The following is a 26250-nucleotide window of genomic DNA, read 5'->3' on the forward strand; positions in this document are numbered from 1 at the left end:
CTGACCTTGCGTTAAGGTGCAGTAGGGTCTTTGAAAACGCGGCCCGCCAGACAGACTACTGCCGCCTGCCCCGCTTTCATTTTTCAAGGGACAGACGTATGGTTTCCGCTTCTTCGTCCGACTGGACATCCGGCTATATCGCCGACATCAATTACACCCACGGCTATTATCGCGAGCTCAACCCCAATCAGGCCCGCCTCGCGGCGCTCGCCTCCGGGCTTGCAGCGCCAAAAATCCGCAATGCCTGCGAGCTCGGTTTCGGTCAGGGGGTCTCGGTCGCCATCCACGGCGCCGCAGGGCCGGACCAATGGTTCGGCACCGACTTCAACCCCTCCCAGGCCGCCCACGCCCGCGAACTTGCCGACAGCGCCGGAGTGACCCTGACCCTGGCCGATGAGGCCTTTGAGGCGTTTTGCACGCGCGACGATCTTCCCGAATTCGACTTCATCGGCCTGCACGGCATCTGGTCGTGGATTTCCGACGCCAACCGCGCCGTCATCGCCGATTTCCTCCGCCGCAAGCTGGCCGTCGGCGGCCTGGTCTATGTCAGCTACAACACCCTGCCCGGCTGGGCCAATGGCGCCCCCTTACGCCACCTGATGACCGAACACGCGGAAAAACTCGCCGCCGAAGGCGCCGGCAGCATCGGCCGGGTGGAGGGCGCCCTGAGTTTCACCGAGCGGCTGCTCGGCCTCAACCCGACGTTTTCCCGCGCCAACCCGCAGGCGCCGGAGCGCTTTTCCAAGATCAAGAGCCAGAACCGGGCCTATCTCGCCCATGAATATTTCAACCGGGACTGGGATCCGATGTATGTCGCCGACATGGGCGACTGGCTCTCCCCGGCCAAACTGTCCTACGCCGGCTCGGCCCATCTGCTCGACACGGTCGATGCCATCAATTTTTCGGCCGAGCAGCAGCAGCTTTTGAAGGAAATCGAAGACCCGCTGTTTCGCGAAACCGTGCGGGATTTTCTGGTCAACCAGCAGTTTCGCCGTGACTACTGGATCAAGGGGCCGCGCCGCCTGTCGTCCCTGGCCCAGGCAGAAAGCCTGCGTGAGGTGCGTCTGGTGCTGGTCAAGCCCCGCGCCGGGATCCCGATGACCGTCAATGGCGCACTTGGCGAGGCCAATCTGTCCGACGCGGTCTATCCGCCGATCCTCGACCTTCTGGCCGATTACACCCCGCGCAAGATCGGCGAGATTGAACACAGCCTGCGCGACAAGGGCCTGCAGCTGAGCCAGATCATCCAGGCCGCGCTCATCCTGGTCGGTGCCGGCCATGCGGCGGTGGCCCAGGACAAGGAGGTCGTCGTCAAGGCGCGCAAGGCAGCGCAGAAGCTGAACATGGAAATTCTCGACCGGGCGCGCGGTTCCGCCGATCTGCTGTATCTGGCCTCACCGGTCACCGGCGGCGGCCATGATGTCGGGCGGTTTCAGCAGCTGTTCCTGCTGGCCCGCACCCGGGGCCGCAAGCAGCCCGCCGACTGGGCCGACTTCACCTGGGCGATCCTCAAGGCCCAGGGCCAGCGTCTTTTGAAGGACGGCAAGGCGCTGGAAGACGAAGCCGCCAACCGCGCCGAGCTCACCGCCCAGGCGGAAGACTTCGCCACCGGGCTGATGCCGGTGCTGCTGGCCCTTGAGGTCATCTGACGGGCGTCAGAAGAAACCGCTGTCCGGCGTTGCCATCCCGGCCACCCCGGCCAGCGCCACCGGCGCGCTGTCGTCGCTCAGCTGCAGCTCTCTGCCGCTGACAGTGCCCGTCGCCCGTCCCTCGGCAAAGCCGTATTGCACATAGTGCAGGGTGGCGGCCTCCAGGTTTTCGGCAAACACCGCCGCCAGATCCTCATTGCCCTCGGCCTGGAGATAGGCGCTGGCATTGAAGGTCACGTCGCGCCCCTCGCCCCGGCCATCGATGATGAAATGCCGGGTTCCCGCCGCCGCATCCGTGCCGAAAGCGCTGATCAGATCCCCGTGGGAGGCGATATAGGTCAGCCCGTCGAACAGATCGCCACGCCCCTCGGCAAAGCCATAGGCCTGAAAGTGGCTCAAGCCCGCGGCCGCATCCAGCCCGAAGACGGCGCCCAGGTCGCCGTATGACGCAATGTATTCCAGCGCATCGAAGCTGACCGACCGGCCTTCCGCCGCGCCGAAGCTGATGTAGTGGGTCACCGCCTGGATCTCGTCGCTGCCAAAGACGCCGCGCAGGTCGCCATAGCTGCCCAGATACAACCTGGCATCGAACGTCACGCTGCGCCCATCCGCAAGGCCGCCGGCAAGGTAATGATTGACCCCGGCGCTGCGGTCCGCGCCGAACGCCTGAATCAGATCGCCATAGGAGGCGATGTACTCAAGACCATCAAAAGTGATGCTGCGGCCTTCCGAAAATCCGGTGGTGACGTAATGGCCGATGGCAGCATCCGCATCCATGCCGTAAAGCCTCTGCAGGTCGGCGTAGGAAGCAATATATTCCAGCCCGTTGAAGCTGGAGATCTGCCGCCCTTCCGCCAGGCCGTAGGTCGCCAGATGCTGCAAAAGCGCCGTCGTGTCCGCACCAAACGCCGCAATCAGATCCGTGTTGGAGGCTGCGTAGGAGAAAATCGAACTGGCCGTCAGGGCGAAAGACGTGGTGGCGATCGACTGATCGGCGAATTGCACAGTCTCGATATCGGTCAGCAGGTCGTTGCCCTGGGCAGACGCCACGATCAGCCCCTCGGCGAAGCGATAGGCGGTCGCAGCAGCCGCGTTGACGGTGATGATGCCGGTGTCGGTGCCGCCGTTGCCGTCCAGCCAGTTGTTGGCGCTGTTGCCGGCCAGCGTGTCATTGCCGCTGCCGCCCACGGCATTTTCGATCACCACCCCGTTGGCGATGGTATAGCCGCCGTATATGCCGCTGACACCGCTGAGCACGCCGCCACCGGTCGGCGAATTGTCCAGCGTTGCCGCCAGCAGACTGATCGACACGTCGGAGCTGCCATTGTAGCGGATTTCATCGGTTCCGCCGGTGTCCCAGATGCTGGTCCAATAGGTGCCGCTGCCATTGCTGTCGGGCACCAGATAGCTGTCGCTGCCCGCAGCGGTGGCGGTGTTGGCGCCGTAAAGGAACTGGATCGCCGCAATGTCAAACGCCATCGGCCCCGCCACATTGCCATAGCCGTTTGTCTCAGCCCCCGCCTGCAGCGGCTTCAGATATTCGCCCGTGGCATAGGACATGACCGAATAGACGATCTGGTTGAGGTTGTTGTCGCCGAGGTCTGAAAAGGCGCTGCCCTCAACACCGGGAAACGTATGAGGATCCAGAAAACTGTCGGAATGGGTGTGGTCCAGCCCCAGCGCATGACCGATCTCATGCACCAGCGTGTTGTAGCCGACGCCTCCGACCTGCAGTCCCGAGGTATCCCAGCCGTAGCCGTTGGTGTTGAACTCCCCGGCGAGGCTGGTCAGCGCCCCGATCGAGGAAAGGGCGCTACTGTAGGCAAAGGTTGTCTCATGCTGCCCCAGGGAGCCTTGCGCTGAATAAAAGGTCTTGGTCTCTACCAGATTGGCAAAGGAAGTGCCGACTTCGACGAACGTCAGGTCGGCGACATTCGACCAGGCTGCAAGAGCATTCTCCACGGCGGCAGCTTCGGTTGCGCTCCAGGCGCCACCACTGCTGCTGAGGTTGTAGGTCAGCGTGTTGGTTGCCCACTTGCCGCCAAGCAGAAGAGCATCGATATAAGTGTTGCCGGTCCAGTTAGCCATTCGGTCGGTCCCGTCTGGAGAAATCTTGCGCCAACGACATCTACCGCCGGGGATGCACGCCCCCGCAGACCAATGCTATAATGGCCATTAAGGCGACCTACTTTCAGGTTGATCTGTGAACATTCAGTAACATCGGGAAAACACCCGCGTTCGTTCCCTCAGTCAGAAAGTCTGTTTTGCCAACCTTCCGACGGCTTGAAATGGAACTACGGAGAAACAAAACCTGGAATGACAATTGAAAACATGCCCAACCTGACCCGCCTGACGACCGAATATCATCCAGAGGAAGACCGCATTCGCATTTCCGGCCTGGACCGGAATGAAGATGTGCACGTGATCTGGTTCACGCGTCGGCTGTGCGATCTGCTGATTGGCGAAATGGTGACGCGGTTGCGCCAGGACGGCCCCAACGCAGAACGGGATGCCTTCAATTTCGAAGAGGATCTGCTCCAGGGCTTTGCCCAGCAAAAAGCAGAGGCAGGACTGGAGCCCTCGCAGAAGATCAGCGCTCCGGCCTCCAGTGAAGGCTGGCTTTGCACCTCCATCGACATTCAAAAGCCCGAGACGGCGACTGTATTGATATTCAAGAGCGACAAGGTGGCCATCACTCCCAACGTCGGCTTCGGCCCTGTGGAGTTGCGGCAGTGGCTTTCCATCCTTCGCAGCTGCTACGAGACCGCCAACTGGCCGATGACGGTTTGGCCGGAGTGGATCCTGGAGGCCAAGAAAACAGCCAGCCCTGCAGCCACGCCGACCATTCTCCATTGAGCCCACCAGCAACTCCGCCTGCAACGAGCCAAGCAGGGCAAGGCGCCTTGCGATGACAGAAAGCCGATGATGCAGACAACAGAGCCCAAGTCATCCGACGCCAGACTGCAGAGCCGCAGGCTGATACTGCGGATGCCAAATCTCGACGACGCTTTCGCCATCAACGAGATCTACAACGAAGGTGATGTTGCACGCTGGATGAGCGTGCCGTCGCCCTGCCCGATCGGTTTCACGTTAGAACAGTTTCAGCGCCTCGTGGTGCCGTCACCTAACGGGGTGTGCTACATCATCCTCCGCAAAAACCAGAGGCCCGCCAAACCCATCGGCATGATCCTGGCCAACTGGGCAGGACCGACCGGAGTGCTGAAAATCGGCTTTCTGCTGACTGAGAAACATCACCGCAAGGGACTGATGCGCGAAGCGCTCAATCTGATTTTACCGCAGCTTTTCAAAACCGCCCGAACCGAGACCGTCGAAGCCTCCCGATTTGAGGGAAATGAGGCCTCGGACAAGCTCATGCTCAAGATGGGCTTCCGCCAGGTTGGCACAAGCACCGCCTTCAACCGCGCCACACGCCGGGAGGAGCCGCAGGTCGACTACGTTCTGGCCCGCTCAGACCTTGTAGTAAGTTGAAAGCGGATTGTCATAGGTCTGCACTTTGCGTTCTTGCTCCAATGCGGTTTCGGGCATCGGCTCAAGCGGAAGTGACAACAGCATCAGACAGAGCTCCTCGGGCTGGAACATCAGCTCCAGCGGCAAGACACTGCCCCACCCAGCAGCCTTCAATCGCTCCGCCGGTGCTCCGATATCAAACACCACCGGCGTGATGCCGGTTTGGAAAGCAAACGACAGCGTGTAGGAGAATGTTTCCGGAATGATGCTCGGGAACCAAAGAAGGTCGGGCTCAAGCTCCAGAAGCCCATCAAGCGCCTGCGCATCTTCGTACCGACCGGTCACGCTAACATTGCTGAGCGGAGCCAGTTCCTCGTCGAGATTTGTGTGGCCGAAAACAGTGAAACGCAGAGGCAGGCCGCTGGACTGCGCAAAAACCGCCGCATCGCGAATGACGGCCGACCCTTTGGCCGTCGAAACCAGTCCCGGAATGACAATGTGTCGTGGAGTTCCTTTAGCCGGCGTCTTGCGCGGGGCCGGTGCCTCGCCGAGGAAAACGGCATGAGGCCGCACTGTGAAATTAACCCCGGGGAAATACCCCGAGAGGCGGGCTGCCATATCCTTATTCGGCACGAAAACAGCTGAAGCGGCTTCGAGCAAACCGTTGCAGGCCTCACGCCAAGACTTCACCGAATACCCATAGGGTCGCATGATATCGCCATCGGAAGCCTCACAGGCCTGCAGGTCCGGCTCACCGGAGTACAGACCCGACGAATCGACAAAATCGATCCGCGGACAGACGACATAATAGTCGTGCAGGGATACGAAGGTTTTGAACCCTGCGGTTGCGCAGATGTCAGTAAAAAAGGAAGTCGCCATCGGGTTCATGCCCACCAGCTGGTGAATATGAATATACCGAACACCAACCTCATTCAGGAAAGCGATAAAATTAGCTTTGTCATCCTCAAGAGAGAAAGTTGGCAAATTCGGGAAATTCACTCCATCGAGACGGGAAATCAAAATTTCCTTGCTCTTGATACGGGTGTCCGTTGTCTCAGTTTCTTGACAGAGCAATACCGGCGTTCCGGACGTCTCCAGCGCAGAGCCCAACTCGCGAATGTGCCGTGTGGTCCCCCCACCCCAACCATGGCTGACCATCAGCATCGCGTCGCCCCCGCAGGCGGCTTTCAACCGTGCCCTGTCAAGCCGGCGGCGCGGCATGGCAGTTGGATCCGATTTACAGAACAGCAGGACCTCATCCCTGTAGCTCGGATAAAGGTCGCTGATAATCTCCTCGGAGCGTTTGATCTGGGCGTACTTCTCGAAACCGAACGAGATTGATCCATAATGGCGGACGAAAATATTGGCCGCCAAAACGTTGCGCTGCCCGAATTTTATGGCACGTCGACAAAAATCGACTTCCTCGCCGTAGCCCTTCCCGAATTTTACTTCGTCAAAGTCACCGAGCGCCTGAAGCGATGCGCGACGAATGTACATGCAAAAGCCAATACCCGTCGGTAGGTCGACAATTTGCCCCTCATTGACTCGGGCCGCAAGCTTGTCGAGTTCCGCATCGGGCAGTTCGAATGCCTCGCCGTAATCCTTATCGAGCTCTGGATAGCTGCAGATCGTTGCGTTGTTGGAAAAGGGTGTAACCGTCGCAATATTCTGATCCGTTTCAGCGACGGCCAGCATCCGGTCGAGCCAATCCCCGAAGACCTCCGCATCCGAGTTCAGCAGAATGACATCACGGTCCGCGTTCAATCGCATGCCGGTGTTGACCGCACCGACAAATCCTTTGTTGTGCGGAAGGTCTTCCAGATGAAACAGCCCCTTGGCCGCCAACTGGCGCAACAGCTCTGCCAATTCTGCCTGAGGACTGCAATCATTGACCACCACCAGTCGAAAAGCTGTTTTTTGCGGATGCTCGAGAACCGAGTAAATACAGGCCATCGTCTCCGCAAGGCCTTTGTACACCGGCACGATGACGTCGCAGACGGGATTGTCTGCGACAATGCCCCCTGTGAGGCGCAATTCCGCCCAGGCCTGTTCCGACGGTGCAACCGCCTTTAAACGCTTGCTTTGCCGATACTCGTAGGTCGCGACGTCGGTGAAGAGCCGGTTTTCAATGGATCCATAATCTAGGAAGTGAACCAATGGATCCTTGTCGGCACGCTGCGCGACATCCGGATTCAACTCCATATAGGAACGGGCCGAAAAACGCGCTGATGGATCGGCCAGCTTTTTCCAACCGACCGTCAGATAGTGATGTGCTGCGAGAAATGGGCGCGCAAAAGTCTTGCCAGTTGTTTGCGCATAATACTCCGCATCAAATAAATCCCCGTCCAGCAACCGATAGCAATTCCAGAGCAACTCTTCGCTGAAATCACCGGAACTGGAGACGCTCTTGTAGTCGGCACCGCAAATGGTGAGGCGTCCCTCTTCTTCCCCGCGTTCGAGGAAATGCAGCAACGGGACAAGCCCCGCATCACGCACATCAGCGTGCAGCGCCAGATAACCGTTTGTGCTGAAAGCACTGGAAGGATCCAGCCCGCGTTTCCACCCTGTGAGCAGATAGTGAACCACAGCGCCGCGACGCCCCCCAGGAACATCCTCCGCGCAGGTGGTGTAAAAGGCCTCATCAAACAGAGTGGATCCGTCAATTGCATTGATGTCGGGGGCAAAAATTGACAATCCGCTCTCGGGCAGACCAGGAACCAGGCTTTCAGCTGCCACATAATCGGCGGCGGCCAGAAGCCGTCGACCTTCGCTTTCTCCACTCTTCAGGTAATGCAGAAGCGGATTGATCCGATTCCGCAGAATATCTGGATAAAGTGCCTGGTAACCTTTGGTGCTGAAATCCGGTCCCGGATCCAGCCCTTCAACCGCGCCCTTCCGAAGGTAATGAGCCGCGGCCTGATCCAGGTTGTCAGGGATCGAGGGATCCTGCGCTCTGTAAAACGCCAGATCAAATAATGCAGACCCTGCAAGCAGGGCCCGGTCTGCGTTTGTGTATCCCCGCTTGCGGAGGATGCCGGCAGCCCTTTTGAACAAGGTGAAAGAGCTCTTCTTCGCCGCAAGCTTTAGGGGAACCGCCTCACGGGCAGCCGGTTGGGTTGCCGGGACATCCGCCGCTGGTACGGTATCGACCTGAGCCGGTGCAACGGAGGTATCGTCTTCCAGCCGCTTCAAGCCCTCAGCATCAACCGTCACGGTTTCCGCCAGTACAGGTGTGAAACGGCTGGGTACTGAGCTTGCCTCACGGGCTAGGCGCGCGGCTTGATATTGAACCCGCTTCAAACCCTGCTTCAACTGCTCCAGGTCGTTCTGCGCCTGGGCGCTGCGCGCGCGGCTCGCACGATCCTGCTGCTCCATCTGTTGGGAAAGGCGGTCATAGAGCAGCTTGTAGCCGGTGTTGTTATCGAGTGCAGCGTGATCACCGTAACGCGGGCTCAGCAGAAGCTCACTGGCAATGGCATCAAGCGTTTTAACTGGAGCAATATACTTTGGAGCCCTCACGGCGTCGACGAGAGACAGCTTCTCTACGGGAACGAAGAGCAGCATGGTTTCCGTCGAAAGGCCGAACAGATTATCGGTAGATCCCTTCAGATTGTCTGGATTGAAGCACGGCGTGCGCAGGAAATATTTCCTGTAATCTTCAGTCTTCCAACCCGCAGTCGTCAGCGCTGCTTCCTCAATATCATTGATCTCAAAAGCGACCGTCGGGCGGAACTGGGCAATTAGATCTTGCATGCCTTCAAGCACAAGATGCCCCATTCCCTCCGCATCAACCTTGACGAAGCTACACGTCTCCAGCTGCAGGGAATTCAGTGTTTCGACCGGAACCATGGTCGTCCCGCCTGCGCCGGCTGCAAAGGAAACCGCACCAACATTCACATGCCCGGAATAGTCAACTTCCGGCAGAGCCACTTCACCCGCTTCCCCACCAACACAGGCCTGACGCACAGAACCCCAGGTTATTCCGTTTTTGACCAAAGTGCCGCGAAGTACTTCCGCAACAACTGGTTGCGGCTCATAGGCAATAATCCGGCCTTCCGGCCCGATGTGGCGGGCAAGAGCAAGTGTGTGAGTGCCGATATTGGCCCCGACATCGATAATCGTGTCGCCACGCGCGATAAAGCAGGCCAACGCCTCAATTTCAAATTGTGCCCACTCACCATAACGCGCTACCGAAACACCGATCGGATCATCGAGGGGAAAAATATCCATCACGCCGTGGCGCGCTTCGACCTCGGTGGTCCTGGCATCGATCTTCGTCATGTATGGCTCCACACCCCAACCAAGCTTCGGAAAAAGTTTAAAATGCATCTGAAAATTGTGTAGAGGGGTGAGTGTAGCCCTGTCAATTTATCTTGGCCCCGCACGTGCCATCAATTCGCCAGGGTTGTCATTGAGGACTACGCATCCGAATTGGGTCCATCCTTGGCAGATTGGGGATTTCGATCTTTGAAAGAAAGTCGGATCTATTGATTCTCGCCAGGAATGTCCCTATGCGTCATAGTGTAATTGCTATACAGCGGCAGCCGCCCGAAACCCTTATGGTTTTCACGCACTGGCTACCGAACTGGTAAAAAGAGGATTTTATGTCATGAGCGACACTAGTGTGCCCAACTTTCAGGACGCGATGCTGAAGCAGAAAATCAACATCGATGGTGTTGAATATGAAACCGACAAGCTGTCCGATGCAGCACGCGAAATGATCGTGAACATTCGCGTCGTCGATATGAAAATCAACGCTCTGCAGCAGGAAGTTGCGATCATGCAGACCGCGAAGAATGCTTACGGTCAGGCTCTCAAGTCCATGCTTCCTGCAGATGCCCAAGCAGCACCTGAAGGAGAAAAGAAGACAGTTGACGCTTCTTCCATCGACTTTCTCGGCTCAGACTGAACCGGATTTGATAGTTCTTCCGCCGCTCGTAGGCGTTCAATGAAACCTTCCCCTTTTGGGGAAGGTTTTTTATTCTCTCAAGCAACTCCAGGAGGGTCAGGCAACATCCACGTAATAGGCGATACCCTCGTAGTGGTAGGCCTCATAGGTATTGGCCACATACTCCTGCTCAGCGTCACTTGCCGTATAAAAATGCGCTTTTGTTTCCGAATTATAGAAACGATGCAGCCCTTGCCGACCCTCACCGCCTTCGGAATAAGCAAAGTATGCAGTGCCCTCATAGACATAGTTTGAGTAAGCTGAAACTACGAAATCACGCTCAGCAGCATCTGCAGTATAGAAATGTGCATTGGTTTCCGTGTTGTAAAAGCGGAACACCGCTATGCCCGTTTCTTCTGTGGCACTAGAATCGAACGCATTGCCTTCGAAAATAAAGAACCCCGACCCTCGCAGCCCATCCCGCTCCTGTTCACTCCCCGTGTAGAAGTGTGTTCCGGTCAAAGTGTTATAGAACCGGGCAATATCGTAGGTTCCGTCATGCTGGCCTTCGAGATAAGACGACGAGGCTTTTGTCAGAAGCTGGTCCATCGCGGAAGTCGGCTTATAGTAATTGACGAACCCGCCTTCCGAGGATGCTCCTATCCCGGACAGCCAATAATACTGGCCCTCCGGCCCTTTGTAAGCGAGTTGAGTGAAGCCTTCTGTAAACTCAAAATCGCTTAGGGTTTTGGAAGAGAAGTGGTTGGTCCCGTCGTTCAGCCAAAGTACAGTATCATTCGGATTGCTTGCTGAAAGCGCATCCCGTGCACGCAGAATATCCAAGTGATGGTCGCCGTTCACATCGACCAATGTCAGCTCAAAAACACCTGTCTCAATGGAGAGTGAACTCCCGAAATACTCACTCGTTTGATCGATATACCCGCGTCCGGTCGCATTGATCAAAAGCTGGAGCGTGCCCGGTTGGTTCATCTCGACGATACCGTAAGTCAGAATGTCCAGTCGCCCATCGTTATTGAAATCATACTTGATGAAGCCATGAGGCATTTGCATCGGCGATGATGGTGCCGGCAATTCCAGCACATTAGCATCTGAGTAGTGCCCATCTCCGCTGCCCCAATAGACCCGGTTGGGAACGCGCTCACCACCGAGCAAAAGGTCCTGGCTGCCATCTCCATCCAGATCCTTGAAGTCAGCGATCATATACTTCTCACCGCTTAGAATTCCCGTCCGGACCGAATCCGGCATCCATGCATCGTTCCGTATGAAATGACCATTTCCCGTATTTTCAAGAAAATAAGGTTCTACGAGGTTCTCGCCGTAAGTGTTGGCGATATAAATATCGAGATCCCCATCCGCGTCGACATCTGCTGCGGCGGTTCCATGCGAAAAATCGATAATGCCAGGGAGATTACTTGTCGCATCTGTGAAACTCCCGTCCCCCACGCCGAAAATCAGATGATTTTGCTCACCTGGAAACGGATCTTCATCGTAGCCATGTCCCGCAATAAAGATATCTTCCTTGCCATCCCCGTTGAAATCGGCAAAGACATAATTCCTAGGATGGGTCGTCAACAAGTCTGAGCCATCTGCCATTGGATTGGCAACGGTGAAACTACCGTCTGCATTCTGAAGAAAGACACGAAAAGGCCGCGTGCTGCCCGTCTGGCCCGGATAGACAGCGCCAAAGGCGAGGACATCGTCACGACCGTCGCCGTTCAGGTCATGGACAATATAATCGCTGCTACCAGAATATCCATTCTGAGGCTCCAAAACGTTTCCGTAAATAAATTCAAGTGCCTGCGCCATAATAATCTCGTAAAATTACCAACCCAGAAACGCGAACTATATCAGGGTATTATGTTGGACAAGGCTCTGCCGTTCGCGGGACAGAGACCTCGAGATTACATGTAATCTTGCTTTTTGTAACAATTTTTAGCGCGAGCGTTTGGCCCAGAGCTCGGCAATCGGGAGCTCAAGAAGGGCATCCGATAGGACTGGCGGCTGCGCCGCCAAAGACTGCGGCAAAACTTTGCCCCAAGGCAAATCGGCAACCCGCTCGCCTTGCGCGCCGAGATCGAAAACGACCGGTGGAATTCCCTTTTTCAACGCCATCGACAACGTATAGCAAAATGTCTCCGGCCAGATGCTCGGCACCAACATCATGTCTGGCGCCATCGCATCAAGATGAGCCATCGCCTCAGCCTCGGTTGAGAAACGACCGTGCATTTTCACACCTTGAAGTCCCAGAAGGCCGTCGTCACGGCTGTAACCGATCAAATGATACTCTATAGGTAAACTGCGGTTCTTTGCATCAGCCGCCAACCCGAGAAGCACGTCGTAGCCCTTGTGCGTGCCAATGGCCCCAACCACAGCAATACGGATTATTCCGTCGTCGCTTCTGCGCTCAGCCCACGCGGTCTCTGGAAGATGATCGAGGTGCTCCACCACGTTCAACTTGGCTTCCGGGAAGTAATGCGCGTAGATATCCCGCGCTGCCATGCTCGGCAGGATGATGCGTTCCACCTTCTTGAAAAACGCGCGATACACCGCCTGGCGCTCAGCCGGATCGCAGATATCGACACTGCCGGACTGATCCTTCATCCGTCCCCATTCGGTCAGCCGCTCGAGCGTCGGATGCGGACCTTCGTAAACATTGTCCGGCCGCAACAGCTGATAATAATGGCTGATCGGCGCATAGTCGTGCCCGATGTAGGTCAAGGGCGTGCCCAGGGCGCCCAGGCAATTCAGCAGTGCACGATGCCATTCCCACGTAAGACCGGCGAAGCTGTTGAGATGAATCCGTGAGGGCGAAAGGCTGTTCAGGAATTCCGCGACGAAGGCAAAGTCAAACCGCAGGTCGATGTGCTTGAGGTTGGGAACGAACAGCCCCTCCACCAGATCCGTTTCGATCGAAACGAAGTGATCCTCATGCACCCGTAGAATGATGTAGCCCTCGCCCCTCGCCTTCAGTTGCGCCCACTCATGGGCCAGGTAGGTGTCAATTCCGCCAGACCAGCGATGAGTTACGAACACGGTGCATCCCGACAACGCCCTGCGCAACCGCGCGGCATCGAAATTGCGGCGAAGCCTCAGTTCCGGGTCGGCATTGATGTGATTGAAAACCATCCGATCATAACTCGGATGCTTCTTGGCCAGCGCAGCCAGGCCATTAGTGTAGTTTTCATTTTTAATTGCAGCGAAAGAGACCGACCCGCTGTGAAAGACGAAGACGTCTCCGGCGACGATATTGCGATATCCGGCCTGCATCGCACGGACACAGAAATCATTCTCCTCGCCGTAGCCAATCTTGAATGTCTGCGCGTCGAGCCCGCCGATCTCCTCAATCACAGTCCGGCGCATGTAAAAGCAGAAGCCGACGCCTGTCGGCACATCGGCGCTTTCACCAGCATTGGCCTCGGCCGCCAGACGGTCCAACTCATCGGGAGCGACTTCGAGAGCGAGATTGTTGTCCTCGATCGTCTTCGGGTAGCTGCAGATTGTCGCGTTGTTGGACAGAGGCGTGATGGTGGCGACATCCGGATGGCGGTCGGCATGGGCGATGATCCGGTCGAACCAGCCGGGAAAAACATAGGCATCGGAATTGAGCAGAATGACATCATGGTCGCCGCTCAACTCGGTCAAGGCCCGATTGATGGTTCGCACGAAACCAAGGTTGTGAGGATTTTCCGCATAGTCGAACAGGCCGTCTGCGGCGAGGGCTTCAAGCTTGCTGGCGAGCTCCGGGTCGGGGCTCTTGTCGTTGACAACGAGAAGGCTGTAGGGCGCACCGCCACGTGAAGCCAATGCGTGGTAAACCGAGGCCAGCGTCTCGTCATATCCCTTGTAGACCGGAATGATGACGACTGTGCGGGTGGAGGTCTCATGACACGCTGAAGGAACAGAGGCCCATTGTTCCCCTGACGGAGCTCGAGGGGTGAACCAGCTGGTATTGCTGACCGGGTTGGCCCGACCCGTCCGCCCGCCGCCGGTGCGAACATAATGCGCCAGCGGAAATTCATCCTCGGCGAGCTCCGGATTGCTCTGCTGGTAATACTTCAAATCAAAGTAGGGTGAGGGTGAGCGATTTTCTTTCCAGCCAAAGGTCAAATAATGAACCTCGGGAGATACTTTAATATTTTTGAGATCAGGATATTTTTCTAGATAATACTGACTATCAAAAAAAAGATCCATCGACGTCTTTACGTCTTCAAAACTGGAACTTGTCTGAAATAAGCACTCAAGCTCTTCTTTAACACTGTCCGCCGCGTTCAGAAAATAGGCTTTCATCAGATGTTGATACGAGGCGGAGTTCTTGCGCGCCTTGCACAGATGGCGCCCCCAGAGAAGGTGCATTTTGAAAAGCAAAAAATTGGTGATTGAAAAGAGCCCTTGTTTTCCTGTCATGCTTTTAACGACACTCTCACACTGCTTTTGGATCCGTATTTGAAACCACAGGTAAACGCCCTAGCGAGAAACCGCAAAAGATTTTACATTTCAATTAAGCAGGACTATTCAGTGCGATACATCCATAGAAACGCCCGGAGACGATAAATCACAAGGGACGAAATATAGAGATACACAAAATAAGAAGTAAAAAATAAAAACCGACGGTAAGCAGCAGAATAAAGATACTATGAATTTCTTTCGAAAAAAAAATCGTTCCAACATACACCTTAATATTGATGATCGCTCAAGCGTATCTATCGGCGAAGACTGCACAGCAGCAAATGCGCATTTCACCGCACTTGAGGGCGCACAAATTACGGTCGCCGATAATTGCACTTTAGGCTCATTATACGTATTCGCGATGGCTGGGGCGCGCATTTCAGTGGGCTATGGATGCAGCTTCAACGGAGCAGTCAGGCTGCTCGCCCATGAGGATGCCAGCATTCATATTGGGGCCCACTGTCTATTCGCAGGTGGTACGGATGTGACCATTAGCGACATGCACTCAATCATCGACCTGAATACCAATGAGCGCATAAATACCGCCAAAGATGTCTTCATAGACGAGCACGTATGGACGGGGAATGGCGCAATGATTCTGAAAGGGGCCAGAATTGGGAAAAACAGTATTATTGGTGCTGGATCAATTGTTACTGGAAATATCCCGAGTGAGTGCTTGGCTGTAGGGACGCCGGCAAAAGTAATTCGCACCAATGTGAATTGGAATTTTGATCTGATCTGAAAACTTAATCCAAGCGAGCCCTTTGCTTCGCTTTTTGCACGAAGAAATAGAGGATCAAATCGCTCTCGAGCACATGTTCGAGGACCGGAATATTCCGCAAGCGGTCGGCGAGCTCCTTCAGGCTCGCTTGCACCGGTCGAAATTGAAGATGAGATCGGTCAATCCCCAAGTGATCTGCGATCGTTTGTGCGAAACTGTCATCAATTTCATCCGGATCGAACACGGCAAACTGGGAAAGCACATCCATTGCTCGAGACAATGAATCCCGGTCGACCGGATCCGTCGGGCTCGCGGCCACAAGCTGCTTGGTAAATGGCGACGCGAAAAGCGCGAGAATATCTTTCGGTGCCGATTTGATGCTCTCGGTCAACTCGCGGTCGTCCATGAGATTCAGATCAGCAAAATGATCCATTGCCGGCCGCAGGATGCTTTGGTCTCGAGATGACAGAAACGGAAATGACTTGTTCTTGTAATGGGAAGTAGTCGTCAATCGAATGGCAAATTCATAAAACGGATCGCGCAGCGATGTGATCTTGACGGTTTCCTGAGGCAGATATTGCTGAAAGTTCTTTAAAAGGACCCGACCACTGACATAGGTCGACCGCTGGTTCGTGATTTCGAGCATTTGCCGAACAGTTTCACTGCCGTGCTGCTCAACACGATCCGCATAGAACTGAAAGAAGGGCTTTAGACTGCGATCAAGCTCGCTATGCGGTGCCATCTGGGTCTCAAGCCTGAACACCCTTTTTTCCAGGTGTTTGTTCGGGTCCATCCGACGATAGAAAACCAGTCCCGTTTCCGCGTCAGAAACCTCGAGGATCGTCCCAGGTCCAAAATCTGGAATCTTGTAATTGTTGATTTCAAAACCAACAATTCCAGTTTCGTGATGCCTGTGCTTGTAGGGAAACTCCAGAAAAATATCACAAGGCAGCGGGCCATAATCGACACCGTCCGCACGCACCATGATTTCGGGCTTTGATGAAAATCCATCCGGGATCAGGTAGCCATTGACGATCCATCCGTCATCGGAGATTACGTTAAAATACATGCGAGCTCGCCTTCAAGAAAGGTCCGTCCTGAATTCGACTGCCATCAAAAAGGCCAACACCGTTATTCGGAAGTATTTTTGATCTTGAATACGACAATTCACACTCAGTTTTCACGCTAAAAACTTTGTATTCAAAGCCTGATCTTCGGACCATTCAAGCTGGTCCGGTGTTTCCGGCAACCGACTGAACTTCAAAGATCGACAAAGCTCACACATCTACTCATTTGAGTATTCTCTTCGCGTTGCCATCAAGTAAGCTTTGGTTCCGGGCATATCAAGCGATATTTCGTTGCAGCCCGGACGAACCAAAATCACCGAAAGCACATCAAATTTGGGAGCCCGGTGCGGATCAGAGCCACACTGCATGAACTGGACATCCCCGTCATAAGAACCTAGAGAACCCGAGTGAGCGCCGCTGCGGTTTCAAGATCCGCGCCATCACAAAACGATCAGGTTTTCAATCCGGCGATGACGCACGGGGATTATTGTCACATGCTCACTTTCCTGAACCAGGTCATTGCACGGTTTCTGAAATCCAGACAAGACAAAGCCAATCGCAAACTGCTCGCCGGATCGGATCTTTTCGATGCCCCCTGGTATCTCCGGGCCAATCCGGATGTTGCCGAGAACGAAATCGATCCGGCCCTACACTATCTGCGCTTCGGGGCGGCCGAAGGTCGGCAGCCGTCACCGGATTTTGACGGGGAGCGCTACCTTGAAGAAAATATCGACGTACTGGAAAGCGGCGCAAACCCGCTCATTCACTACTTGCTACACGGCCAACATGAGGGCCGCGGTATTTTCAAGGCAAACGATCCCTGGAATGGTATCGCCATCGACCCAACATCGACGAACCCCCTTGATCTGAGCTCGAAAACCCCGGTCGTTTCGGTAATCATCCCGATTTACGACCGCGTCGCCGAGCTCGAAGAAGCTATCGAGTCAATTCTGGGACAAACCATCTCCGCCTTCGAACTGCTCCTTGTGACAGACGGTTCTCCCGAGCCGACGATGGCCGTCGTAAACAAGTACCGGAAGCATCCAAAGGTCCGAATTTTCGAGTTTCCGACCGCTTCGGGAAATGCTGTGCGTGGCCGTAACAAGGGCATCCTGGAAGCACGTGGTGAGTTCATCGCCTTCCTGGACAGCGACGACATCGCTTTCCCTGATCGCCTTGAGAAGTCTCTGGTCTACTTGCAGCAATCCGGCGCCGACGTCGTATATGGCGCTTGGGAGGCACTGATAGATGGCACGCGTGATATTCCAGACATCAGGAATGGTCAGGTTATTCAAAGCCCGAATGCAACCCTGGCGTTGCTTGAGAAGCACTGTGTGCCGAGCCAAAGCACGGTGATGTTGCGCAAGAGCGCGCTCCAGGCGGCGGGGCCCCTCAAGCGCTCCATGGAATACCGCGAAGACCACGAACTATGGGCGCGGCTGGCATTTCACGGTGCGCAATTCAGGGCGTTGCGTGAACCTCTGGTGAAAATTCGGTTGCATGCAGGTAACAACGAACTGAACTTCAAGTCGAATGATGACGTCTGGTTCGCCCGCTTCAAGCAAGAGTATAAAAGGCCAGCTCTTCACCCCAAGAAGATCGTTTTCGTTATCCCGGGCGCCAGCATCAACGGTGGGATCGCGGTCGTCCTGAGACACGCCCACATGCTGGCGGATCAGGGACACGACGTCTCGATCGTCAACGTTGGCCGGGTCGGCAACCTGAGCGACTGGTACCCCAATGTGCAGGTGCCGGTCATCCACTATGTCACCGCACCGCGCTACTGCTTCGACAACATCGACATGCTGTTCGCCACCGGGTGGCAGACAGCGAACTATCTCAACGCATTTGAAGCCAAGAGAAAGCTGTATTTCGTCCAGTCGGATGAGCGTCGGTTTTCAGACAATCCGAAGGTCAAGAAGAAGATCGCGGACACCTACCGCATCGACTGCGAGTATCTGACTGAAGCAAAGTGGATCCAGGCGTTTCTCAAGGACGAGTTCGGCCAGGAATCCTATTACGTCCCGAACGGGCTCGATCTGAGCGTTTTTCATGAGCGCGCACCCCTGGTGTCACGCTCAGAGCGCCTGCGGATCCTGATTGAAGGTCCAGTGGTCATTCCCTTCAAGGGTGTGGCTGATGCCTATCATGCAGTGGAAGGTTTGGATGCGGATATCTGGCTCATTAGCAGCGCTGGCAAGCCCGAACCCGACTGGAAACTCGACCGCTTTTTCGAAGCCGTTCATTTTTCAAGAATGCACGAGGTCTACGCTGCCTGCGACATCTTCATCAAGATGAGCCGGATCGAGGGTTTCTTCGGGCCGCCGATGGAGGCCATGGCCTGTGGTTGTTCTGTCGTCGTCTCCAAGGTCACCGGCTACGAGGAGTATATTGAGCATGAACACAACGCATTGGTGGTCGAAATGGGGGATATCCAGGGTGCCCGCAAAGCCGTTCAGCGGCTCATTGATGACAATGCGCTACGCCAAAAGCTCATCGAAAATGGCCACAAGACCGCAGCCGACTGGACCTGGGAGAAGTCTGGCGCCGCGATGAAGGCTGTGGTCGACCACGAAAGCTGATGATGGTGTGCTTCCCAGCCAGCACCTGAAGGCTCTACGAACGAAAAAGCCTGTGATCGAGCGAGAGCCATTGCGCCCATGTCTCCGGCAACCGCTCATGGTGAGCTCCAAGAAAGTGCCCGACAATGAGGGCGCCACGTTGCCGTGCCCGCAGGCTTTTCTGGTCCAGCGTGACCGGTCCATAGCGCGTCTCGTCCGGTGCATTCAGGAAAGCCTCGGCAACATTTTTGATCACTGCAGCCAAAGCCGAGAGCGGTGACGCCGAGAGGCGGTATCCAAAGTACTTTTTGAAATTACGAGATTCGTCAAACGCCCGTCGAAGCTGCTCCATCGGAGCATAGTCATGAGAGTGATAGACCATTGCTTCCGGCGCGTAGGCTTTGGAAAATCCCGCTTCTATGATCTCACGCGCCCAGATCTGGTCTTCGGCAAATTCGACATCTGGATAGGGATGCTTCTCCCAGACCGATTTTCGCATCAGGGAGTTGTTGTCGGAATAATAATGCAGGGCCTGGCGCCAGGCCGGATCCTGTTCGTAGCGCTTGTCATCCAGAGCCTTGCTGACGACATGCGGGCCATTTCCAAAACTCTGAAAGTGCCGATCCAGATCCGCTTTTGTAAATGGGCTGGCGGAAGGCACAGCTGTGTGACGACCAAAAACCCCGGCAATCTCAGGATCCTGTTCAGCGGCTGAAACGAGGTTCGCCAGCCACTGCTGATCGCAAGGCTCCGCATCGTGGGTCAGCAGCGCCACGAATTCCGCGTCGGCAGCTGCGATGGCCTGGTTGCGCGTCCGGCCATGCCCAAACGTTTCCGGAGCTATCTCGATCAGACGAACGACAGACAACGCCCGGACAAATTCCGTCGTTCCGTCGGACGAGCCTGAATCGATGACAATCACTTCATAAGGCCAGGGCGTCTCCTGGCTCAGAACCTGAGACAAGACGTCACCTAACCCCGGCATCGCGTTCTTGGTCGGAATGATGACCGCGCACTTATGCAGGGGCATCATCGTTCCCCTCTTTGGTTAAGGCCCACGTCACCCGTGTGCGCAGTGCAGCTTCGACCAGGCGGGCACTGGCACTCCAGTCAAACTGCTGCACATACCGCAGCCCGACTTCGCGAAAGCGGTCTCGCTCCAGCGGGTCACTCAGCAATTTCTCAAGCGCGTCGGCAATTCCGTTGGGTGAAGGCTCGGCAAAGATCATGCAGTCGTTCGGAAAGATCGCCCGTACGCTGTCCGTTTCCAGATCGACCACAGGTAGACCGCAGGCCATCATTTCCTTGTTCACCAGAGAATGGTTGGTCGCCGAGAAAACCAGTCCGACAGCACACTCTGAATACAATGTGGCAAGCTCTTCGCTATTCAACACCCCATGGTCGCGAAACGGGATATCCATACCCATGTCGCCCAGATTGATCCCGAAGCAATCAACCTCGAATTCCACGCCACGCTTCTTCAGGATGCCCAGCGCGAGGAACGCCAACTCGACAGCCCGACGATCGGTGACATAGCGCGCATACAGCGCGATACGCTTCGCGCTGCGTTGCCGAGTGTTCCGCAATCTGTAGACCGACGCATCAAACGCCAACGGCCAGCACATGGACCACCGACCATAGCGCTCGATCATCATCTGATGCAGCCACTCACCGGCGCACAGACAATCGAAATCAAAGCGATAGGTGGATTCCGTCAGTAGATATTCAGATCCGGCCGGGTAAAAAGACGGCTCAAAGTCCTGCACCAGATAAAACTTGCGAATGAACCCCTGCATTGCATTGACCGGGAAGCAAGAAAACCTGTCCGTTGCAATCAGCGCATCGCCCTCAGCCTCTGGCGTATGTTTCCCAAAGATCTCGACTTCGCCTCGGAAGGGCTGAAAATGCCGTTTGATGGTCGCGGCAGCATCGGCGCCACTCTTGTGCACTGACGGGTTGTGGACCAGGAAGCGAACCTCATGCCCGAACTCTTCAAGAAAATGTGCCAACCTGAAAATCGTCATGTGGCCACCGGCACCCGGCCTGAAGTCGGGAATGACGAAGGTAATTCGCATCCTTGCCGGATCAAAACTGTCAACTGGAGGCGTGCCGCCGGCGTCCGCGTAGCTGACAAACTTGCGCAGATGGTCTACCCGTCTGACCAACGGTGATTTTTTCGGTCTCAGCCCGAGAAGTTTCGTCAAACGCGTAAACGGCATGAATTGGCTCAAGTGTTCCCTGGAAGCCCGAGGTTGAGGTGCATCGCATGAATAGCGGCGTTCTATCGTCTGCAACAAGGCCTTTCCGGCCGCAGCCGGTATACCGAGGTACTTTCACCGGAAAAACCGCTGGCCACAGCGCGTGTCAGGCCATGCCATGAGGGTTTGCGCGTGAGACAACTCTGCAAAAAGCTCAGCTTCGCCGGGTTCCGCCGCCGCGTCTCGTCAGCCATTGAACGCGCCGCGCCGGTTGGAAGCAAAGCCGGCGGCCCGGTCCTGACCATCGTGACACCGAATCCCGAGGCGATTGTTGATGCCGCTTCGGCGCTGCAGGTCTTGCAAGGCAACGGCCTCACTCTGGAAGTCTTGCACCAGGCCTCAGGATACTTCGTCGCCTACGTAAGACAAGGCGACCGACTGCCGGCACAAGCCACCAGCGCAATCCTCCACGCGCTGACCGAAGCCACTCCGGACGCCGCTCTGATTTACGGCGACGCGATCCAGATCGATCACCAGGGACGGCCCCAAAAGCCGCTGCTCAAACCGGCTTTCGACCCGCTGTTGTTCCGCAGCATCGACTATCTGTCCGATCTCGCCATCTTCCCCCGGGATCGGCTGATCCCCTGCCTGGCAGGATCGCCCCCGGGGAGCGGAGCAAGCATCACCGCTCTGCTCGATCTCTATTTGCAGCACTATGACGAGACCAACGTCTACCATCTGCCCGTTCCGCTGATCGAGACGCCCCACGCGCCACACCTGCGCGCCTTCCCGACCTCAGCAGAGAAAACGGCACCGGCTGCACCCGGTCTGCCGCCTGTCACGGTGCTTATTCCCAGCCGCAACGGCTTCGATCTCATCAGCCGGACCTTGCAAGGTGTGTTGGAAGAAACCGATTATCCGGACCTGCGTGTCCACGTGGTCGATAACGGCAGCACGGACCAGCGCGTGCATGACCTCTATGAATATCATGTGACCCGGCACTCAGGGTTCTCATACGAGATCAATCAGGAAGCCTTCAACTTCTCACGGTCCGTAAACCGCGGGCTCGCCCGCTTTGACACCGGCGCCGTGCTGCTTCTGAACAACGACATCGAAGTGATCACCGATCAGTGGCTGAAGCAGATGGTGGCCTGTCTCGACATCGAAAAGACCGGCATTGTCGGTGCCAAGCTGCTTTACCCGGACGATCGACTGCAACACGCTGGCGTCACGATCGGCACCGGTGGCCTCGCAAGTCATTGCTACTACAAGCGGCCGCGCGACACCGCCGGTCGTTTTGGCCGCCTGCGTGTTCCTCATTCCTCGATTTGCGTTACCGGTGCAGTCATGCTGATTTCGGAGGACTGTCGAAAAGCCGTCGGACCTTGGGACGAAGAAAATTTCGCCATCGCCTACAACGACGTCGATTACTGCCTGCGCGCCTACAAGGCTGGCTTCAGGACCGTCTGGACGCCGCACGCCGAGCTGTACCACCACGAATCGGTCACGCGCGGCATGGATCGAAGTCGGGCACGCGCCCAGCAGTTTCAGCGGGAAAAAGCCGCCCTGAAACGCCTGCACGAAACTGAAGCCTTTGAAGACCCGACCAGCAGCCCGTGGTTGTCGAAACAGGCCGGCCATTTTTTGTTCAGGCGTCGCAGCGCCCTTCCCGGACTGCGCAACTGGTGGGACCAGACTTAACCAAGTAAAGGGATCTAGCCGACAAGCTCGTCCCAAATCGACGCAAGGGCCTCGTGGTCCCCGACGCGACGGCTGTCTGCGATGCCAGCAGCCGCGAGGTTACGCGTCTTGTCCAGGTTGAGGGCAAGATCGTTGACCGCTGAGCTCCAAACATCGGCGTCATGGGCCAGCAGCAAACCATTTTCGCGGTTGCGCACACACTCGGCAAAAGGTTCTGTTTCGGTGTAAAGCCCCGCTGCCCCGACCAGCGCATGCTGGTGAAACTTCAAGTTGGAACGTCCATTGTTGACTGGATTGACTTGATAGGGCGCCAGCGCCACATGAAATCTCTGCTCAGCCAACCAGGTCTGGAATGGCGCGAAAAACATGTCTTTCAGGTGCGTTACCTGCGGCCCGTCCGGCAACAACTGACTGCCCCGCTTGCCTTGAAGGGTCGTCAGATGCAGCTGCGGATTGGTTTTTAGCGCGACCGCCAATCCCGGTGCGATGCGACCAAAATCCGCTCCATGCGTGCTGGTGCCCAGAAAGACCACCCGAACCGGACCGGCCCCGTCAAAATGCGACAGATCTTCGGAGGGCTCGAGATGGGCAGGCGGCATGTAAATACCTGGCAGATCCGCCATCCGGTCCAGTATCTGCCGGCTCGGAGCGATCACTTGCTGCAGCATCGGGCGCAACGCCGCGAAATGTCGGGTGAGAAAATGCTCCAGCCGGGCGCGATACTCCGCCGTAAGCTTGTTGTCCTCCAGCATCGCCCAAAGGTCGTCATCAAGCAGATAGGCAATGCGGGTGCCGGACCCTCTCGCGGCCTTCGCCAAACGTGCCAAATCGCGCTCGTGGGTGTAGCGAACAACGACAATCAACCGCTCAGCCCGATCTGGGCGGCTCAACTCCAGGCAATGCTGGCCGAACCGACGAAGCCGCAGGCCCCGAGCGGTCAGAGCCTCTCGCAAGGTCTCGACATAGTGGTAGCGGGTAGGAAAGGCGGTCTTCGGACGACCGCGTGCATGATCATATGCAGATTGCAGGAAGTCCCAGATCAGCATGTCTTCTCATCCGCTCGCAATATGGCTGGATCCAAGGCCGTAAACGCCGTGCCGGAGAGACGCAACCCCAACCGAACCTGCGCGATCAGAAAAAAACGCTGGCAGCGCAGGGATCGCCGCCAACGTCTGATGTCGTTGCGCGCGGGTTTAGTAACCTGCCGCGTGGCCGTCCTTGCGCGGATCAGAGCCGGCGATCAGCAGGCCCTTGGCCCGGTCGATCATGATCGCCTGAGATCCGCCGATCGGCTCGCTTGAACGGCGCACCTCGTGACCAAAGCCCTTCAAGCCGTCGAGTGTCGAGGCCGGAATGAGCTTTTCAGCTTCCAAGGCATGGGTCTCCCGATCGAAGAACATGCGCGGGAAATCAATCGCCATCTGCGGATCCATGCCGTAATCGACGATGTTGGTGATCAGATGCGCATGACCACAGGCCTGATAGTGACCGCCCATCACCCCGAACGACAGCCACGGATGCCCGTCCTTCAGGCCGAAAGCCGGAATGATCGTGTGCATCGGCCGTTTGCCGCCGGCGACCGTGTTGGCATGGCCAGGCGTTGCCTTGAAGGAGAAGCCACGGTTGTGCAGCATGACTCCGCTTTTCGGCGCCAGAATGCCGCTGCCGAACGGCTGGAACACCGACTGGATCAGCGACACCGACAGACCATCCTTGTCGACGACCGTCAGATAGATCGTGTCGGTCTGCGGCGCCAGGCTGTTACCCGGCACTTCCGGCAGCTTGCGATCCATGCGGATCAGGTGGGACAGCTGGTCGATATAGTCTTCCGACAATAGACGCGCATGGCCGATGTCCATGTAGTTCGGATCGGTGATGAATTTGTCGCGGACCCCGTAGGCAATGCGCGCCGCTTCCATTTCCAGATGGAACCGTTCTGGCCCGATCGGGCTCAGACTGCCGAGATCAAACCGCTCCAGCAGGCCCAGCATGACCAGCGCGATGACGCCCTGGCCGTTGGGCGGCAGCTCGGCAATCGTGTGTCCACGGTAATCGCGCACCACCGGCGCCACGGCCGTTGTGTGTGCCGCCGCCAGATCCTCCAGGGTCATTACCCCGCCCAGGCCTTTCAGCGTGGCGATGATGTCTTCGGCAATGGCACCCGTGTAGAAGGCATCCGCTCCGCCATCGGCAATTGCCTGCAGCGTTTCCGCCATATGCGGAAATTTCATGATGTCGCCGATGGCCGGCGCCTCGCCCTTCGGCAGGTAATATTTTGTCGCCGCTGCATTGCTCTGCAACTTGCCGACAGCTTCCTGCCAGTCGCGATTGACGCGCGGCGCCACCGGATAGCCGTTTTGCGCATAGTCGATGGCGCGCTTCAAAAGCTGCTTGAACGAGCGGCTGCCATGGGCCTTGAGCAGGGTTTCCCAGGCACGCACCGCACCAGGAACGGTCACCGCATGCGGCGATGTTGCCTCGATCGCGGTGATGCCACGTTCGGCCAGCAGCTCGGGCGACAGCGCCTTGGGAGCGGCGCCCGATCCATTGAAGCCGGCCATGCGGCCATCAGCTTCAGTGACGATTGCAAAGAGGTCGCCCCCAAGGCCGGTCATCTGCGGTTCGACCACGGTCTGGACGGCGGCGGCGGCAATGGCTGCATCCACCGCGTTTCCGCCGGACTGCAGCACTTCAAGTGCTGCCGACGTCGCCAGCGGATGGGATGTCGCAACAGCCGCCTCACGGGCATAGACCGGCGACCGGCCAGGGGCCTCAAAATCACGTCTCAAATCAGACCTCCAGAATATTTCCTCCCGGGAGGAAATCCTTCTTTGCTTATGGTTGTGTTCGCGGGCGCGCAGATCTGCTAGCCCTTGAGCAGACAGGAAATCACTTTTTAGGGAGAAACCGAGCCTTGCGCAAACTTACACTTTCCATGGCAGAGCAAATCATTTCCGCCGCATTCGCAAAAGCGGAAGAGCTTGGCCTGAAGCCGCTGACCGTTGCCGTCATCGACGCGGGTGGTCACCTTACGGCACTCTCGCGTCAGGACGGTTCCTCCATTCTGCGTCCGCAGATCGCCCAGGGCAAAGCCTTTGGTGCCGTGGCTGTCGGCACTGGAACCCGCTGGCTCAATGCAAACGCGGAAAGCCGCCCGCATTTCATCCAGGCCCTGAATGGCGTCTCGAACGGCGCCATCGTGCCGGTTCCAGGCGGCGTTCTGATGAAGGATGAGGATGGCGACGTGGTGGGTGCCGTGGGCATCACCGGTGACACTTCCGACAATGACGAAGCCGCAGCGCTGGCCGGTGTGGCGGCAGTCGGCCTCGTCGCCGATTGCGGGTAACAGCGGCTCGACAGCTGCCTGTGAGAAACAAAAAAGGCCCTGAACACAGTTCAGGGCCTTTTCAGACTGCTGACAAACCTCTGGCGTTTGCCGGGGGTTTTTGATTCACTGTTTTGATGTTGAAGCAGCCCGGCCCTTCCCAGACAGCGCTCGAGATTGTGACGCTCGATCAGCTTGTCCCCAG

Annotated in this window: 17 protein-coding genes; 8 read left to right on the top strand and 9 right to left on the bottom strand. The window is 56.7% G+C overall.

The window, feature by feature from the left end; genetic code table 11:
• Positions 1-98: 98 nt before the first annotated feature.
• Entirely contained in the window at positions 99-1649 is a 1551-nt protein-coding gene (locus J0X15_RS16405) for a class I SAM-dependent methyltransferase (protein WP_206942965.1), read from the top strand.
• 6 nt (positions 1650-1655) lie between these two features.
• On the opposite strand, the gene J0X15_RS16410 is transcribed toward J0X15_RS16405, so the two are convergent.
• The gene (locus J0X15_RS16410) at positions 1656-3737 is read right to left on the bottom strand and encodes a M10 family metallopeptidase C-terminal domain-containing protein (RefSeq protein ID WP_206942967.1); all 2082 of its coding nucleotides are present in this window, start codon (positions 3735-3737) and stop codon (positions 1656-1658) included.
• Positions 3738-3965: 228 nt separating this feature from the next.
• On the opposite strand from J0X15_RS16410, the gene J0X15_RS16415 reads away from it, so the two are divergent.
• Together J0X15_RS16415 and J0X15_RS16420 are read left to right on the top strand one after the other, a co-directional pair.
• Positions 3966-4505 (top strand): hypothetical protein, encoded by a 540-nt coding sequence (locus J0X15_RS16415; RefSeq protein WP_206942969.1) that lies wholly within the window; start codon positions 3966-3968, stop codon positions 4503-4505.
• 66 nt (positions 4506-4571) lie between these two features.
• Positions 4572-5138, top strand: a complete 567-nt coding sequence (locus J0X15_RS16420) for a GNAT family N-acetyltransferase (RefSeq protein ID WP_206942971.1) — start codon at positions 4572-4574, stop codon at positions 5136-5138.
• On the opposite strand, the gene J0X15_RS16425 is transcribed toward J0X15_RS16420, so the two are convergent.
• Positions 5118-9398: an FkbM family methyltransferase gene (locus J0X15_RS16425; protein ID WP_206942972.1), complete on the bottom strand. Its 4281-nt coding sequence runs from the start codon at positions 9396-9398 to the stop codon at positions 5118-5120. The two genes, J0X15_RS16420 and J0X15_RS16425, sit on opposite strands and share 21 nt — an antisense overlap.
• 328 nt (positions 9399-9726) lie before the next feature.
• Between J0X15_RS16425 and J0X15_RS16430 the strand changes: the two genes are divergently transcribed.
• On the top strand, positions 9727-10026 hold the full coding sequence (locus J0X15_RS16430) for a DUF6447 family protein (protein ID WP_206942973.1): 300 nt from the start codon (positions 9727-9729) through the stop codon (positions 10024-10026).
• 96 nt (positions 10027-10122) lie between these two features.
• On the opposite strand, the gene J0X15_RS16435 is transcribed toward J0X15_RS16430, so the two are convergent.
• The gene (locus J0X15_RS16435) at positions 10123-11832 is read right to left on the bottom strand and encodes an FG-GAP-like repeat-containing protein (RefSeq protein ID WP_206942974.1); all 1710 of its coding nucleotides are present in this window, start codon (positions 11830-11832) and stop codon (positions 10123-10125) included.
• Positions 11833-11958: 126 nt separating this feature from the next.
• Complete coding sequence (locus tag J0X15_RS16440) at positions 11959-14133, bottom strand: glycosyltransferase (protein ID WP_206942975.1); 2175 nt, start codon at positions 14131-14133, stop codon at positions 11959-11961.
• A 526-nt stretch (positions 14134-14659) separates the two neighbouring features.
• Here J0X15_RS16440 and J0X15_RS16445 point away from each other — a divergent pair.
• Complete coding sequence (locus J0X15_RS16445) at positions 14660-15214, top strand: acyltransferase (RefSeq protein WP_206942976.1); 555 nt, start codon at positions 14660-14662, stop codon at positions 15212-15214.
• Positions 15215-15218: 4 nt separating this feature from the next.
• On the opposite strand, the gene J0X15_RS16450 is transcribed toward J0X15_RS16445, so the two are convergent.
• Positions 15219-16178: a hypothetical protein gene (locus tag J0X15_RS16450; protein WP_206942977.1), complete on the bottom strand. Its 960-nt coding sequence runs from the start codon at positions 16176-16178 to the stop codon at positions 15219-15221.
• Positions 16179-16754: 576 nt separating this feature from the next.
• On the opposite strand from J0X15_RS16450, the gene J0X15_RS16455 reads away from it, so the two are divergent.
• Entirely contained in the window at positions 16755-18842 is a 2088-nt protein-coding gene (locus tag J0X15_RS16455) for a glycosyltransferase (RefSeq protein ID WP_206942978.1), read from the top strand.
• A 34-nt stretch (positions 18843-18876) separates the two neighbouring features.
• Here the strand turns inward: J0X15_RS16455 and J0X15_RS16460 are convergent, their stop codons facing one another.
• Positions 18877-19854 carry a glycosyltransferase family 2 protein gene (locus J0X15_RS16460; protein WP_206942979.1) on the bottom strand — a complete coding sequence of 326 codons (978 nt, stop codon included), beginning with the start codon at positions 19852-19854 and terminating at the stop codon, positions 18877-18879.
• Positions 19838-21040 carry a glycosyltransferase family 4 protein gene (locus J0X15_RS16465; protein ID WP_206942980.1) on the bottom strand — a complete coding sequence of 401 codons (1203 nt, stop codon included), beginning with the start codon at positions 21038-21040 and terminating at the stop codon, positions 19838-19840. Before J0X15_RS16465 ends, J0X15_RS16460 begins: the two co-directional genes overlap by 17 nt.
• Positions 21041-21211: 171 nt before the next feature.
• Between J0X15_RS16465 and J0X15_RS20230 the strand changes: the two genes are divergently transcribed.
• Positions 21212-22720, top strand: coding sequence for a glycosyltransferase family 2 protein (locus J0X15_RS20230; RefSeq protein ID WP_206942983.1), 1509 nt, complete (start codon positions 21212-21214; stop codon positions 22718-22720).
• 14 nt (positions 22721-22734) lie between these two features.
• Here J0X15_RS20230 and J0X15_RS16475 read toward each other — a convergent pair whose 3' ends face one another.
• Positions 22735-23766 carry a glycosyltransferase family protein gene (locus J0X15_RS16475; protein ID WP_206942985.1) on the bottom strand — a complete coding sequence of 344 codons (1032 nt, stop codon included), beginning with the start codon at positions 23764-23766 and terminating at the stop codon, positions 22735-22737.
• A gap of 147 nt (positions 23767-23913) precedes the next feature.
• Complete coding sequence (gene ggt / locus J0X15_RS16480) at positions 23914-25509, bottom strand: gamma-glutamyltransferase (protein ID WP_206942987.1); 1596 nt, start codon at positions 25507-25509, stop codon at positions 23914-23916.
• 125 nt (positions 25510-25634) lie between these two features.
• Here ggt and J0X15_RS16485 point away from each other — a divergent pair, with 125 nt between their 5' ends.
• Positions 25635-26066 (top strand): GlcG/HbpS family heme-binding protein, encoded by a 432-nt coding sequence (locus tag J0X15_RS16485; RefSeq protein WP_206942989.1) that lies wholly within the window; start codon positions 25635-25637, stop codon positions 26064-26066.
• Positions 26067-26250 lie beyond the last annotated feature (184 nt).

It is taken from the genome of Roseibium limicola, assembly GCF_017313085.1.
Taxonomy (GTDB): Bacteria; Pseudomonadota; Alphaproteobacteria; order Rhizobiales; family Stappiaceae; genus Roseibium; species Roseibium limicola.

Excerpts from the sequence above, each read along its gene's own strand:
- J0X15_RS16405 (WP_206942965.1), top strand. The coding sequence starts at position 99 with ATGGTTTCCGCTTCTTCGTCCGACTGGACATCCGGCTATATCGCCGAC.
- J0X15_RS16410 (WP_206942967.1), bottom strand. The coding sequence starts at position 3,737 with ATGGCTAACTGGACCGGCAACACTTATATCGATGCTCTTCTGCTTGGC.
- J0X15_RS16415 (WP_206942969.1), top strand. The coding sequence starts at position 3,966 with ATGACAATTGAAAACATGCCCAACCTGACCCGCCTGACGACCGAATAT.
- J0X15_RS16420 (WP_206942971.1), top strand. The coding sequence starts at position 4,572 with ATGATGCAGACAACAGAGCCCAAGTCATCCGACGCCAGACTGCAGAGC.
- J0X15_RS16425 (WP_206942972.1), bottom strand. The coding sequence starts at position 9,398 with ATGACGAAGATCGATGCCAGGACCACCGAGGTCGAAGCGCGCCACGGC.
- J0X15_RS16430 (WP_206942973.1), top strand. The coding sequence starts at position 9,727 with ATGAGCGACACTAGTGTGCCCAACTTTCAGGACGCGATGCTGAAGCAG.
- J0X15_RS16435 (WP_206942974.1), bottom strand. The coding sequence starts at position 11,832 with ATGGCGCAGGCACTTGAATTTATTTACGGAAACGTTTTGGAGCCTCAG.
- J0X15_RS16445 (WP_206942976.1), top strand. The coding sequence starts at position 14,660 with ATGAATTTCTTTCGAAAAAAAAATCGTTCCAACATACACCTTAATATT.
- J0X15_RS16450 (WP_206942977.1), bottom strand. The coding sequence starts at position 16,178 with ATGGTGCGTGCGGACGGTGTCGATTATGGCCCGCTGCCTTGTGATATT.
- J0X15_RS16455 (WP_206942978.1), top strand. The coding sequence starts at position 16,755 with ATGCTCACTTTCCTGAACCAGGTCATTGCACGGTTTCTGAAATCCAGA.
- J0X15_RS16460 (WP_206942979.1), bottom strand. The coding sequence starts at position 19,854 with ATGATGCCCCTGCATAAGTGCGCGGTCATCATTCCGACCAAGAACGCG.
- J0X15_RS16465 (WP_206942980.1), bottom strand. The coding sequence starts at position 21,040 with ATGCCGTTTACGCGTTTGACGAAACTTCTCGGGCTGAGACCGAAAAAA.
- J0X15_RS16475 (WP_206942985.1), bottom strand. The coding sequence starts at position 23,766 with ATGCTGATCTGGGACTTCCTGCAATCTGCATATGATCATGCACGCGGT.